At 39.2% G+C, this 13,526-nt stretch carries 10 protein-coding genes, 3 tRNA genes and 1 pseudogene; 12 read left to right on the forward strand and 2 right to left on the reverse strand.

The features are described 5' to 3' along the window. Position 1 precedes the first annotated feature (1 nt). The 3 genes from HMPREF3057_RS01890 (at position 2) to HMPREF3057_RS01900 (ending at position 273) form a co-directional block, all read left to right on the forward strand. Positions 2-72 (forward strand) — tRNA-Gly (locus tag HMPREF3057_RS01890). Positions 73-105: 33 nt separating this feature from the next. Continuing rightward, positions 106-179 (forward strand) — tRNA-Ile (locus HMPREF3057_RS01895). A gap of 6 nt (positions 180-185) precedes the next feature. Then, positions 186-273 (forward strand) — tRNA-Ser (locus HMPREF3057_RS01900). Between the two features lie 76 nt (positions 274-349). On the opposite strand, the gene birA is transcribed toward HMPREF3057_RS01900, so the two are convergent. Then, positions 350-1,285, reverse strand: a complete 936-nt coding sequence (birA, locus tag HMPREF3057_RS01905) for a bifunctional biotin--[acetyl-CoA-carboxylase] ligase/biotin operon repressor BirA (RefSeq protein WP_049501568.1) — start codon at positions 1,283-1,285, stop codon at positions 350-352. Further along, the gene (locus tag HMPREF3057_RS01910; RefSeq protein WP_070696111.1) at positions 1,282-2,142 is read right to left on the reverse strand and encodes an AraC family transcriptional regulator; all 861 of its coding nucleotides are present in this window, start codon (positions 2,140-2,142) and stop codon (positions 1,282-1,284) included. The genes birA and HMPREF3057_RS01910 overlap by 4 nt, the downstream gene beginning before the upstream one ends. 107 nt (positions 2,143-2,249) lie before the next feature. On the opposite strand from HMPREF3057_RS01910, the gene HMPREF3057_RS01915 reads away from it, so the two are divergent. The 9 genes and pseudogenes from HMPREF3057_RS01915 to HMPREF3057_RS01955 all read left to right on the forward strand — a co-directional run bounded on the left by HMPREF3057_RS01915 (position 2,250) and on the right by HMPREF3057_RS01955 (position 13,386). Next, positions 2,250-4,412 carry an alpha-galactosidase gene (locus tag HMPREF3057_RS01915; protein WP_049479600.1) on the forward strand — a complete coding sequence of 721 codons (2,163 nt, stop codon included), beginning with the start codon at positions 2,250-2,252 and terminating at the stop codon, positions 4,410-4,412. A 34-nt stretch (positions 4,413-4,446) separates the two neighbouring features. Further along, positions 4,447-5,695, forward strand: a pseudogene (locus HMPREF3057_RS01920) (extracellular solute-binding protein). An 18-nt stretch (positions 5,696-5,713) separates the two neighbouring features. Next, positions 5,714-6,586: a carbohydrate ABC transporter permease gene (locus HMPREF3057_RS01925; RefSeq protein WP_001007683.1), complete on the forward strand. Its 873-nt coding sequence runs from the start codon at positions 5,714-5,716 to the stop codon at positions 6,584-6,586. Positions 6,587-6,602: 16 nt separating this feature from the next. After that, a complete protein-coding gene (locus HMPREF3057_RS01930; protein WP_070696113.1) occupies positions 6,603-7,436 on the forward strand; it encodes a carbohydrate ABC transporter permease in 834 nt (277 codons plus the stop codon). 281 nt (positions 7,437-7,717) lie between these two features. Further along, positions 7,718-9,160: a sucrose phosphorylase gene (gene gtfA, locus HMPREF3057_RS01935; protein ID WP_038804455.1), complete on the forward strand. Its 1,443-nt coding sequence runs from the start codon at positions 7,718-7,720 to the stop codon at positions 9,158-9,160. Positions 9,161-9,291: 131 nt separating this feature from the next. After that, entirely contained in the window at positions 9,292-10,485 is a 1,194-nt protein-coding gene (locus HMPREF3057_RS01940; RefSeq protein ID WP_049519720.1) for an O-antigen ligase family protein, read from the forward strand. A 143-nt stretch (positions 10,486-10,628) separates the two neighbouring features. Then, positions 10,629-11,072 (forward strand): MarR family winged helix-turn-helix transcriptional regulator, encoded by a 444-nt coding sequence (locus tag HMPREF3057_RS01945; RefSeq protein WP_000872568.1) that lies wholly within the window; start codon positions 10,629-10,631, stop codon positions 11,070-11,072. Positions 11,073-11,144: 72 nt separating this feature from the next. After that, a complete protein-coding gene (locus HMPREF3057_RS01950; protein WP_070696115.1) occupies positions 11,145-11,873 on the forward strand; it encodes an ATP-binding cassette domain-containing protein in 729 nt (242 codons plus the stop codon). Beyond that, positions 11,866-13,386 carry an ABC transporter permease/substrate-binding protein gene (locus HMPREF3057_RS01955; protein ID WP_033630148.1) on the forward strand — a complete coding sequence of 507 codons (1,521 nt, stop codon included), beginning with the start codon at positions 11,866-11,868 and terminating at the stop codon, positions 13,384-13,386. Before HMPREF3057_RS01950 ends, HMPREF3057_RS01955 begins: the two co-directional genes overlap by 8 nt. Positions 13,387-13,526 lie beyond the last annotated feature (140 nt).

The following is a 13,526-nucleotide window of genomic DNA, read 5'->3' on the forward strand; positions in this document are numbered from 1 at the left end:
AGCGGGTGTAGTTTAGTGGTAAAACTACAGCCTTCCAAGCTGTTGTCGCGAGTTCGATTCTCGTCACCCGCTTTGAACGAAAGTTCATACCAAGTTTTTGAACTTGGGCGCGTAGCTCAGGTGGTTAGAGCGCACGCCTGATAAGCGTGAGGTCGGTGGTTCGAGTCCACTCGTGCCCATTAATAGGAGAATTACTCAAGAGGCTGAAGAGGACGGTTTGCTAAATCGTTAGGTCGGGTAACTGGCGCGGGGGTTCGAATCCCCCATTCTCCGTACGTTAAGAGAGCTGTTAGGCTCTTTTTTTGTATGTAAATCCCCCTTCTAAATCATTAAAAGGGGGATTTGTTTATTACCAACCCGTTAGTGATATTTCTCCGCTATTTAGCCAGATAGTATGTTTATCTTCAAATTCGACTTGTAGTTGGCCGGATTCTGAGATTTCTTTTGCAAGACCTTTCTCAAATTTTCCGTCTAGCTGGAAAGTAACTTCTTTTCCAAGAACGATTGATCTTTCTTTATAGATATAAAGTAGCTCATCTGAATCCGTATTGTAGAAACAATTCCATATTTCGCTGATGAGCTCATTACGACTAATTGGTGCAGGTGGCATAAATAGGCTGCCTGCTTTTTCTTTTAGGTCTTCTGGGAAGTCTGCTATAGAAAAATTTATACCAAGTCCGATAATGACGTCTGTAACCAAGCCTGTCTCAACTGATGTCATCGCTTCAGTGAGGATACCTGCTATCTTTTTATTTTTAAAGTAGATGTCATTTACCCATTTGATATCTACTTCTATCATAGTTAGGTTTTTAATGGCTTTGTAGACTGCAGCAGCTACAAGGAGAGTATAGGAAGGGAGTTTTTCATAAGGAAGATTGGGTTGAACATGCAGGGACATATAGATCCCCCCCTGAGATGGAGAATAGTAGCGGCGCTGAAAGCGGCCACGACCTGCTGTTTGACAGGTTGAAAGATAGAGTGTATTTCCTTTGTTTCCAGCTTCAATCCCTTCTTTTGCATCTGTTTGGGTTGATTTGGTCTCAGGTTTGTAGCGAATGGTTAAGTTGGTGTTCTCCTGAATCAAATCAGGCAATATCAGATCGCCTTGAATAAGCTTATAGCCTCTATTTTTGATACTGTCAATTTCTAGGCCTTCTTGTTGAAGACGTTGGATCGCTTTCCATATGGATGTACGGCTTAAATTCAGTTCTTCTCCGATTTTTTCTCCGCTAACATAATCGTTTTCTCTAGCTAATATTTGGTAGACTAGTTGGTGTGATTTCATTGATTTTCCTTTCTAGCTAAGAGGGAGTGAGAGTATTCTTTTCGAGTTTGACTAGGTGTTTTATAAAAAAACTGTTTGTAGGCTTTTGAGAAATGTAGTGGGTCTGAAAAACCTACAGAATATGCAATGACTTTGATCGTTTCATTTGTGTGTTCTAGTAACTGTTGAGCACGGTTCATTCGAACGAAAAGTAAATACTCTTTTGGAGAGAGTTGGTGAAATTCTTTAAACACACTAGTTAAGTAACTTCTATGAACCGATAGCTCTTTTGCTAAATCTTGAATGGTGAGCGATCGTGGATAGTGACTATCAATTAATTGTTTGCAGTCAAGATAGAGCTGGTGAGTTGATGAAATATTCTCTTTTTTCTGATTGGGAGCAATCGTTCCTAGATGAAACATTAGTTCATGGAGTTGTCCCATGATGTGGAGTTGAGCCAATTCATTAGATTTTGTAATCTGAGCAAAGCAGACAATATCTGAGATGAGTTTTGCAGTTGTTTGTGTATGACAGTTATTTGACTGGATGAGGTAGGATTGGTCAGAAATTTGAGATAGAGCAAAGTAGTCAGGTGCCCTCCCTCCAGTGATCCCCAACCAGTAGTAAGCCCAAGGATCCTGGCTATCTGCTTGATAGAATGTTAATTCATCTGGTTTTAGTAAAAAGAAATCTCCTGCCTTTAAATCAACAATTTTCCCCTTATAATGGAATTGACCTTTTCCTTTAGTAATGTAATGTAGTACATAGGTATCTCGAATAGCTGGACCAAAAGAGTAATTAGGCGTGCATTCTTCATAACCGTAGAAGCTAAGAGAAAGATCAATTGTTCCAGTCTGGTATTCTGAAAAAACGAGCATGGGCCACCTCCTACCTAACATTTTACCATACTTTGTAGACATTTCTCTATTTTAGAAAGCGCTTTTATGTGCTAAAATTTTATCAAGAAATAGATGAGGTACAATTTATGGGAGTTCGAATAGAGAATAATCTATTTTACGTTGAGAGTAAAGGTTTAAGTTTGATTATTGAAAATAGGGATGGATTCTTATTATTAAAACATTTAGGAAAGACTATTAAGAACTATAGAGGGGCTAATAGTGTTTACGAACGCGATCATGCTTTTTCTGGTAATCCCATAGCTACTAATCGAACCTTTAGTTTGGATACGCAACGTCAGATTTTTGGACAACATGGTTTGGGTGACTTTAGAAAACCAACTTTACAGGTTCAACATGATGCAACTGAAGTAACAGACTTTCGATTTGTAGAAGCAAAGATTTTAAAAGGTCAGAATGGTCCACAGGGCTTACCTTCTCCTCACAGCATGGATGCTACAGAGACGCTTGCCTTGATTTTAAAAGATTCTAAGGCTCAACTTAGTCTGACTTTGTATTATACAGCTTTTGATAATGATGCGACAATTGCTAGTTACAGCAAATTGGAAAATAATAGCAATCAGGAAGTTGTCATTTATAAGGAATTTTCTTTTATGGCTGATTTTCCTGCTGCAGCTTACGAAATAGTAACTCTGCAGGGAGCTTATGCTCGTGAAAAGACTGTCCGACGTCAACAGGTAGAGCAAGGAATCTTTTCGATTAGTTCGAACCGTGGAGCTTCTGGGCATGCTCAAACACCTGCTCTTATATTATGTGATCAAGGAGTTACAGAGGATGCTGGGAATGTGTTTGCTATTCAACTGATGTATAGTGGAAACTTCGAAGCTTTTGTCCAAAAGAATCAACTGAATGAAGTTCGGGTGGCTATTGGCATTAATCCAGAAAACTTTTCTTGGAAGTTAGATCCTGAGGAAAATTTTGAAACACCGGTAGCTTTAGTGACCTATTCAGATAAGGGATTAACTGGTATTAGTCATGAAAGTCAGAATTTTGTACTTAAGCACATTATGCCAAGTAAATTTTCTAAAAAAGAGCGTCCAATTCTAATCAATAACTGGGAAGCTACCTACTTTGACTTTCAGAGAGAAAAACTGTTAGAACTAGCTGATGAAGCTAAGAAAGTTGGAATTGAACTTTTTGTATTAGATGATGGGTGGTTTGGTAATCGCTTTGATGATAATCGTGCTTTAGGTGATTGGGTTGTGAATGAGAAAAAACTGGGTGGAAGTCTAGAAAGTCTGATTTCAGCGATCCATGAAAGAGGTTTGCAGTTTGGGCTTTGGTTAGAACCGGAGATGATTTCTGTTGATAGCGACTTGTATCGCAAACATCCTGACTGGGCTATTCAGGTTCCAGGTTATGAGCATACCTATTCTCGAAATCAATTAGTACTTAATCTTGCCAATCCTCAGGTAGTAGAATATTTGAAAAATGTTTTAGATGAACTCCTCTTTCATCATAAAATTGACTACATCAAATGGGATATGAACCGCAATATCACTAATCTGGGGAATGGTTCAGTTTATCTGGAAACCCAGATGCAGTCTCATCAGTACATGATGGGGCTTTACGAACTCGTTTCTTATCTGACAGAGAAGCATAGCCATATTCTCTTTGAGTCCTGCTCAGGTGGTGGTGGACGAAATGATCTTGGTATGATGCGTTATTTCCCACAAGTCTGGGCTAGTGATAATACTGATGCTATTGCACGTTTACCAATCCAATATGGTTCATCCTATCTCTATCCAACCATTTCTATGGGGGCTCATGTGTCAGCAGTGCCAAATCATCAGATGGGACGAACGACACCATTGGAAACTCGTGGTCATGTGGCAATGATGGGAAATCTGGGCTATGAGCTTGATTTGACAAGTTTATCAGATGAAGAGAAGGCTGAGATTGCTAATCAGGTGAACTTGTATAAAGAATTGCGACCAGTAGTCCAGTTGGGGAATCAGTATAGGTTAATCAATCCCGATGCTGAATCCAATGAAGCAGCTGTGCAATTTAACTATGGAAATCAAACGATTGTGACCTACGTCCGAGTCCTGTCAGTTGTGGAAACAATGGAAACCACCTTGAAACTGAAAGACTTAGAAGTGGAAGGGCTTTATGAGCTGGAAGGGACAAACATTGTTTACTCGGGTGCAGAGCTCATGTATGCAGGTTTAACTGTTACCCTATCACCAGGAGATTTTTTGAGTAGACAGTATAAATTCAAAAGACTATAATAAAAGCGTATAAATTTATCAAGGAGGCATTCCAATGAAATGGTATAAGAAAGCAGGTTTTCTTTAGTAGCTGTGGCAAGTTTACTAGGCCTAGTGGCTTGTGGTCAGAACAATCAATCAGCTGATGGTAAGGTAACGATTGAGTTTTTTAACCAGAAGACCGAGATGGCAGATACCTTGCAAAGGATAGTGGATGATTTTGAGAAGGAACACCCTAATATTGATGTAAAGCTGACTACATACCTTCAGCTGGAATTGTTCTAAAGACTCGGATTTTATCAGGAGATGTTCCAGATATTATTAATGTCTATCCTCAAAATATGGATTTTCAGGAGTGGGCGAAGGCAGGCTATTTTGCAGATATGACAGAAAAACCCTATCTTGAGAACATCAAGAATGACTATGCCGAAAAGTATGCAATCAATAACAAGATTTATAGTGTGCCATTAACAGCCAACCTTTATGGAATCTATTACAATAAAACGAAGTTTAAAGAATTAGGACTTGAGGAACCGAAGACTTTTAAAGAATTTCAAGAGATTGTCAAAAAGATAAAAGATAGTGGGAATTCTCCATTTGCGGTTGCAGGCAATGAAGGCTGGACATTAAATGGTTACCACCAACTTTCTCTCATTACCCTTACGGGTAGTGGAGACGCGGCTAATAACTATCTTCGCTTTTCAAAACCAAACGCAATCTCTGCAGATGATGCTATTTTAAAAGCAGATGCAGAACGACTCGATTTATTAGCAGATAATGCTCAAGATGGTTGGCGTGGTGCCTCTTATAATGATGCGGTGGTAGCATTTTCGAGTGAAAAAGCCTTGATGATGCCACAAGGATCATGGGCATTAGCCGCAATTAATCAACAGGATCCAAAATTTGAGGTGGGGATGTTCGCCTTCCCTGGAGAAGAAGTAGGAAAAGAAGTCACTGTTGGTGCAGGGGACATGGCATTATCAACTTCAGCTACTACCAAACATCCGAAAGAAACCGAAGAATTTATCAGCTATATGACTAGTCCAAAAGCTATGCAGTCATACTATGATGTAGATGGATCACCAGTTGCGGTGAAAGGCATACAGGAAAAAGAAGATTCAGCGCTTGCAGCTATTTCTAAACTGGCTTTTACGGACAAACATTATGTTTGGTTGGGCCAACGCTGGAACTCTGAAGAAGACTTTTTTAATCTAAGTGCAGGTTACCTGATGGATAAAAATCTGAAAAATATGGCAAACAATCTCAATGCTTTCTTTAATCCAATGAAGGCAGATTTGGACTAGAATAGGAGTTAAGATGATATGGCTATTCGAAAATTTTTAAATAAATACTGGGGTTGGACATTTTTGCTCATCCCGCTTGCTTTACAAGCTATCTTCTTTTACTTTCCAATGGTACAAGGTGCTTTCTATAGTTTGACTAACTGGACTGGATTGACCTATAATTATAAATTTGTTGGTTTAAATAACTACAAATTGCTGATGATTGATGGGAAATTCTTCACAGCCATAGCCTTTACTTTGATTTTAACTCTGGCATTGATTATTGGAGAGATTACGATTGGGATGGTTGTGGCACGAGCCTTAAATTCTAAGATGAAGGGGCAGACCTTCTTTAGAGCTTGGTTCTTTTTCCCGGCTGTTTTGTCTGGTTTGACTGTTTCCTTGATTTTTAAACAATTCTTCAACTATGGTCTTCCAACGATTGGAAAAATTTTAGGGATTGGTTTTCTACAAGAGAGTCTATTAGGAACACCTGTCGGAGCGGTAGTGGCAACTATTTTTGTTCTTCTATGGCAAGGAGTAGCAATGCCAATCATTCTCTTTCTTGCTGGTCTTCAGAGTATTCCAAATGATATTTTAGAGGCAGCATCAATTGATGGTGCAACCAGTAAACAAACCTTTTGGAAGATTGAATTGCCCTATTTATTGCCAACGATCTCTATGGTTTTTATCTTGGCTCTTAAGTCTGGTTTGACAGCCTTTGACCAAATTTTTGCGTTGACGAGTGGTGGTCCAAATAATGCTACAACGTCTCTTGGACTTTTAGTCTACAACTATGCTTTCAAGAGTAATCAATATGGATATGCGAATGCAATTGCCTTGATTTTATTCTTAATTATTGGAATTGTTTCTCTTATCCAAATCAAGCTATCAAAGAAATTTGAAATCTAATAGAGGAGTCCTACACATGAAAAAAGAAGAAAAATTGAATCAGTTTTGGAAATATGTCCTCTTGATAGTCGGTGGTATTCTTATACTTGTTCCTTTGTTGGTAACAGTATTTAGTTCTTTCAAAACAACTAAGGATATCATGAATCATTTCTTTAGTTTGCCCAATCCTGTCACCTTAAGTAATTATGAACGATTGATTTCGGATGGAATTGGAGGCTATTTCTGGAATTCAGCTGTTATTACGATGTTATCATTGATTGTAGTAGCTTTCTTTATACCAGCTGCAGCTTATTCGATTGCTCGAAATATGTCCAAGAAAAAAGCCTTTGCAATTATGTATTCGCTCTTGATCTTAGGGATATTTGTTCCATTTCAGGTGATTATGATTCCCATCACAGTTATGATGAGTAAACTCGGCCTAGCAAATATGTGGGGGCTAGTAATACTCTACCTAACTTATGCTATTCCACAGACTCTCTTCTTGTATGTTGGTTATATAAAAATCAGTGTACCAGATAGTTTGGACGAAGCTGCGGAAATTGATGGGGCTGATCGTTTTACAATTTATCGTCGAATCATTTTTCCAATGTTGAAGCCCATGCATGCTACAACTTTGATCATCAATGCATTATGGTTCTGGAATGACTTTATGTTGCCACTCTTGATTCTGAATAAGGATTCCAAGATGTGGACTTTGCCTCTCTTCCAGTACAACTACCAAGGTCAGTACTTCAATGACTATGGCCCAAGTTTTGCATCTTATATTGTGGGAATTGTAACGATAACCATTGTCTACCTCATCTTCCAAAAACATATCATTTCAGGAATGAGTAACGGGGCAGTGAAGTAACAAGATACAAAGCCCGTTAAAAGCTCACAGTGAAAATAGGGAATCTGAATAAGAAGCCTTGGCTTCTTGGAAGATTCATCTTTTTCACACAGAGCTTAGGGCGTGTTCAATTAAGATACAAAGGAACAGTTCAGCTTATTGACAATTCTATGTAGAAAAAAGAAAGTAGTACTTAGTTGCTTGCAGTCTATATTAGTACTGAACAAAAATCTAAAAATATCTTTCATTTACAAAGCCAGGTCATATAAGACTTGGCTTTCATCAGAAAAAGGAGACCATCTATGACCATTCAAAATAAAACCATGTTGATTACTTACTCAGATAGTCTTGGAAATAACCTTAAAGACTTGTATGAGAATTTGGAAGAACATTTTGGCGATGCTATTGGGGGAGTTCACCTTCTACCATTTTTCCCGTCAACAGGAGATCGTGGATTTGCACCAGTTGACTATGATGAAGTGGATCCAGCGTTTGGTGATTGGGAGGATGTTAAGCGTTTAGGTGAGAAATATTATCTTATGTTTGACTTTATGATTAACCATATTTCTCGTCAATCTAAGTATTATAAGGACTATCAAGAAAAACATGAAGCTAGTGAATTCAAAGATCTCTTTTTAAACTGGGACAAGTTTTGGCCGGAAAATCGTCCGACACAAGCTGATGTAGACCTAATTTACAAGCGTAAGGATCGTGCACCAAAGCAAGAAATTCTTTTTGCAGATGGTTCAGTAGAACATTTGTGGAATACCTTTGGTGAAGAGCAGATTGATCTTGATGTGACCAAAGAAGTAACGATGGCATTCATCCGTAAGACGATTCAACATCTAGCAGGTAACGGGTGTGATTTGATTCGCCTAGATGCCTTTGCTTATGCAGTGAAGAAATTGGATACCAATGATTTCTTTGTGGAACCAGATATTTGGAATTTATTGGACAAAGTTCGAGATATCGCTGCTGAGTATGGGACAGAGCTCTTACCTGAGATTCATGAACACTATTCGATTCAGTTTAAAATAGCGGACCATGATTACTATGTTTACGATTTTGCTCTTCCAATGGTGACTCTTTATACTCTTTACAGTTCCAGAACAGAGCGCTTGGCTAAGTGGTTAAAGATGAGCCCGATGAAGCAATTTACGACTCTAGACACCCATGATGGGATTGGAGTGGTGGATGTCAAGGATATCCTGACTGATGAGGAAATTGACTATGCTTCAAATGAGCTCTATAAGGTTGGAGCTAATGTTAAACGTAAGTACTCCAGTGCAGAGTATAACAATCTAGATATCTACCAAATCAATTCAACCTATTATTCTGCGCTTGGAGATGATGATATCAAGTACTTCCTCGCTCGTCTGATTCAAGCTTTTGCTCCAGGCATTCCTCAGGTTTACTATGTGGGTCTATTAGCAGGAAAAAATGACTTGAAATTATTAGAAGAAACCAAAGAAGGTCGAAATATTAATCGTCATTACTATAGTAATGAGGAAATAGCAGAAGAAGTTCAACGTCCTGTGGTGAAGGCCCTTCTTAATCTATTTTCTTTCCGTAATCGGTCAGAGGCCTTTGACCTAGAAGGGACTATTGACGTTGAAACACCAACAGCTCATAGCATTGTAATCAAACGTCAAAATAAAGACAAGTCCGTAACAGCAGTAGCAGAAATTGATTTGCAGAGTCAGACCTATCAAGTAGTGGAAAACGGCAGAAAAATTCAGTTCTAATGCTATATTAATGAAAGAGTTTTTTGTGGCGAAAACGTGTTCATTGTTCCCAAATGACGGAAAAAATGGTAGAATATAAAGATAGTTTAGCATTTATCTTCTGGAGAAATCCAGAACAGAAAGGATCCGTTTTGAAATCAATTGGATTACTGGATAAGATAAGAGGGCTTTCGAAAAAAGATTTCTTTTTGTATTTGATGATCATAAGTATCTTTTTACCTTTTTATTTATTCTTAGCGCTCTTTGCTTTATATTTGATAGGTTTACTTGTTACTGGGGAGATGAAGGGAATTATCAAAGGATTGTTCAAACATCTTGTACTTCTCTTTTTTATTGCCTACAGTAGTATCATCTCTATTGTCGCCAAGAACTGGCTTGGATTGGTTGCATCTTTACTGATGTTTCTCTTCCTCGTTTTCTTTAGTTATTACCAGAAACGTCTGACACATGCTTTCTTTCGACTGATACTGCAGACAATCTTGTTTGGTAGTGTGCTCTCTGCGGCTTTTGCTACTTTGGAGCATTTCCAAATTGTAAAGAAATTTAACTATGCCTTTCTTTCTCCCAATATGCAAGTGTGGCACCAGAACCGTGCAGAGGTCACCTTCTTTAATCCTAACTACTATGGGATCATTTGTTGCTTCTGTATCATGATTGCCTTTTATCTCTTTACAACGACGAAGTTAAGATGGTTGAAAGTCTTTTGTGTGCTAGCAGGTTTTGTGAATCTATTTGGTTTGAATTTTACGCAAAATAGAACAGCCTTTCCTGCCATCATCGCTGGTGCCATCATTTATCTCTTTACAACCATTAAAAACTGGAAGGCCTTTTGGCTTAGTATCGGGGTCTTTGCGATTGGCTTGAGTTTCCTTTTTTCTAGTGATTTGGGAGTTCGGATGGGGACTTTAGATTCCTCTATGGAAGAACGCATTTCTATCTGGGATGCTGGGATGGCCTTGTTTAAGCAAAATCCTTTTTGGGGGGAGGGGCCATTGACCTATATGCACTCTTATCCTCGGATAAATGCTCCTTATCATGAACATGCTCACAGCCTTTATATTGATACGATTCTGAGTTACGGAATTGTGGGAACCATTTTATTAGCTTTGTCTTCTGTTGCTCCTGTTCGTTTGATGATGGATATGAGTCAGGAGTCGGGGAAACGTCCAATTATCGGTCTTTATCTATCTTTCCTTACAGTGGTTGCTGTGCATGGAATCTTTGACTTGGCCCTTTTCTGGATTCAGTCAGGCTTCATTTTCTTGTTAGTTATGTGCAGTATTCCATTGGAGCGTCGAACTTTGGTATCAGACATGACGGATTAAGTTTATAAGATTGAAATCTTCTACCTTGAGTAGGAGATTTTTTACTGAGAAAAATTAGTTCTAAATCGAAATAGTTGACAGTTAGAATAATAAGTATTATAATGTTTTCATTCGTATCGATATGGAAATAAATTGGAGGTTTCATGAAATATTGTCATTTGGTAGCCCATCATATTCGTTTGTTGAATGGGCGGATTTTTCAAAAGTTACTGAGACAAGACCCTGACTCTCTTTATCGGAGTGAGCAGGGAAAGATTTTAGCGGTTTTATGGAATAGTAAGACGGGCTGTGCAACTGCGACAGATATTGCGCTTGCGACTGGGCTTGCTAATAATACGCTGACGACTATGATAAAAAAGCTAGAGGAACAAAATCTTATAACTGTCAGTCCGTGTGGAGAAGATAAGCGTAAGAAGTATTTAGTTTTAACAGAGTTGGGCAAGTCCCAGAAAGAAGTTGGGCAACGTGTCAGTCAGAGATTGGATACTATCTGTTACAAAGGATTTTCAGAAGAGGAAATTAGGCAGTTTGAAGCCTTTCAAGAAAGAATTTTGGCTAATCTGAAAGAGAAGGAAAATGAGGTTTAGAGTGGGATAAATTAGTTATTAAAAGTTTGGTAACTTGACCAATCGAGGAAAATTTTAAATTGAGGACAAAGAATGATTGAATACAAAAATGTAGCCTTGCGCTACACAGAAAAAGATGTTTTGAGAGATGTCAATTTACGGATTGAGAATGGGGAGTTCATGGTTTTAGTTGGACCTTCTGGGTCTGGTAAGACGACCATGATCAAGATGATTAACCGTCTTTTGGAACCAACTGATGGAAATATATACATGGATGGTAAGCGCATCAAAGACTATGATGAGCGTGAGCTTCGTCTTTCTACTGGCTATGTTTTACAGGCCATTGCTCTGTTTCCCAATCTAACGGTTGCGGAAAATATTGCCCTCATTCCAGAAATGAAGGGCTGGACTAAGGAAGAAATTGCTCAGAAAACAGAAGAGCTTTTGGCTAAGGTTGGTTTACCGATAGATGAGTATGGGCATCGACTTCCGAGTGCATTATCTGGTGGAGAACAGCAACGGGTCGGCATTGTCCGTGCCATGATTGGTCAGCCTAAGATTTTGCTTATGGATGAACCCTTTTCGGCTTTGGACGCTATTTCGAGAAAACAGTTGCAGGTTCTGACGAAAGAATTGCATAAAGAGTTTGGAATGACAACGATTTTTGTGACCCATGATACGGATGAAGCTTTGAAATTGGCGGACCGTATTGCTGTCTTGCAGGATGGAGAGATTCGTCAGGTGGCGAATCCTGAGACGATTTTAAAGGCTCCTGCAACAGACTTTGTAGCAGACTTGTTTGGAGGTAGTGTTCATGAGTAATTTGATATCAACTTTTCAGGAGCGTTTTGGTGACTGGGTAACAGCTCTATCTCAACATTTGCAGTTGTCACTTTTGACCTTATTACTAGCTATTTTTATTGCTATTCCTTTGGCTGTTTATCTTCGCTATCATGAGAAGTTGGCGGACTGGGTTTTGCAGATTGCAGGGATTTTCCAGACTATCCCGTCTCTGGCCTTGTTGGGACTCTTTATCCCCTTGATGGGAATTGGAACCTTGCCTGCTTTGACAGCTCTGGTGATTTATGCGATTTTCCCGATTTTGCAAAATACCATCACTGGGCTGAAGGGAATTGATCCAAGTCTGCAAGAGGCTGGGATTGCCTTTGGGATGACCAGGTGGGAGCGTCTCAAGAAGTTTGAAATTCCACTTGCCATGCCGGTCATTATGTCTGGTATTCGGACGGCAGCTGTTTTGATTATCGGTACGGCAACCTTGGCTGCCTTGATTGGTGCAGGGGGACTGGGTTCCTTTATCCTTTTGGGAATTGACCGCAATAATACCAGTCTGATTTTGATTGGGGCCCTTTCTTCTGCAGTGCTGGCCATTGCCTTTAACTTCTTACTAAAAGTGATGGAAAAAGCAAAATTGAGAACGATTTTCTCTGGTTTTGCCTTGGTGACCATATTACTCGGTCTGTCTTATAGTCCAGCCCTCTTAGCTCAAAAAGAAAAAGAAAACTTGGTGATTGCTGGGAAATTGGGACCAGAACCAGAAATTTTGGCAAATATGTATAAGTTGCTGATTGAAGAAAATACCAGTATGACTGCGACTGTTAAACCGAATTTTGGGAAAACAAGTTTCCTCTATGAAGCTCTGAAAAAAGGGGATATTGATATCTATCCTGAATTTACTGGTACGGTGACTGAAAGTTTGCTTCAACCAGCACCTAAAGTAGGTCATGAACCAGAGCAGGTTTATCAAGTGGCGCGTGATGGCATTGCCAAACAGGATCATCTGGCTTATCTCAAACCTATGTCTTATCAAAACACATACGCTGTAGCTGTTCCGAAAAAGATTGCTCAAGAATATGGCTTGAAGACCATTTCGGACTTGAAAAAAGTGGAAGGACAGTTGAAAGCAGGCTTTACTCTTGAGTTTAATGACCGTGAAGATGGCAATAAGGGCTTGCAGTCTCTCTACGGACTCAATCTCAACGTAGCGACCATGGAGCCAGCTCTTCGCTATCAGGCAATTCAGTCAGGCGATATTCAAATCACAGATGCCTATTCGACAGATGCAGAATTGGCGCGTTATGATTTGCAGGTCTTGGAAGATGACAAGCAACTCTTCCCACCTTATCAAGGAGCGCCACTCATGAAAGAAGCTTTGCTTAAGAAGCATCCTGAGTTGGAGAAAGTTCTCAATAAATTGGCTGGTAAAATTACTGAAAGCCAGATGAGCCAGCTTAACTACCAAGTCGGTGTTGAAGGCAAGTCAGCAGAACAAGTAGCCAAGGAGTTTTTACAAGAACAAGGTTTGTTGAAGAAATAGTTTGAAAATGCTAAACTCAACTTGCTTAAACGACTATAAAAAAATGCTCAGGCAATCTTGTCTGGGCTTTTTTGATATTAGAGTTACTGAATGTCTTTCAAAATGGAAAATAATACTCAATGAAAATCAAAGAGCAAACT

Origin of the sequence: Streptococcus sp. HMSC072D05 (assembly GCF_001815805.1) — a bacterium.
Lineage (GTDB): Bacteria > Bacillota > Bacilli > Lactobacillales > Streptococcaceae > Streptococcus.

What these genes read in the sequence shown, in the direction of transcription:
- birA (WP_049501568.1), bottom strand. Translation starts at nt 1,285, where the DNA reads ATGAAATCACACCAACTAGTCTACCAAATATTAGCTAGAGAAAACGAT.
- HMPREF3057_RS01910 (WP_070696111.1), bottom strand. Translation starts at nt 2,142, where the DNA reads ATGCTCGTTTTTTCAGAATACCAGACTGGAACAATTGATCTTTCTCTT.
- HMPREF3057_RS01915 (WP_049479600.1), top strand. Translation starts at nt 2,250, where the DNA reads ATGGGAGTTCGAATAGAGAATAATCTATTTTACGTTGAGAGTAAAGGT.
- HMPREF3057_RS01925 (WP_001007683.1), top strand. Translation starts at nt 5,714, where the DNA reads ATGGCTATTCGAAAATTTTTAAATAAATACTGGGGTTGGACATTTTTG.
- HMPREF3057_RS01930 (WP_070696113.1), top strand. Translation starts at nt 6,603, where the DNA reads ATGAAAAAAGAAGAAAAATTGAATCAGTTTTGGAAATATGTCCTCTTG.
- gtfA (WP_038804455.1), top strand. Translation starts at nt 7,718, where the DNA reads ATGACCATTCAAAATAAAACCATGTTGATTACTTACTCAGATAGTCTT.
- HMPREF3057_RS01945 (WP_000872568.1), top strand. Translation starts at nt 10,629, where the DNA reads ATGAAATATTGTCATTTGGTAGCCCATCATATTCGTTTGTTGAATGGG.
- HMPREF3057_RS01950 (WP_070696115.1), top strand. Translation starts at nt 11,145, where the DNA reads ATGATTGAATACAAAAATGTAGCCTTGCGCTACACAGAAAAAGATGTT.
- HMPREF3057_RS01955 (WP_033630148.1), top strand. Translation starts at nt 11,866, where the DNA reads ATGAGTAATTTGATATCAACTTTTCAGGAGCGTTTTGGTGACTGGGTA.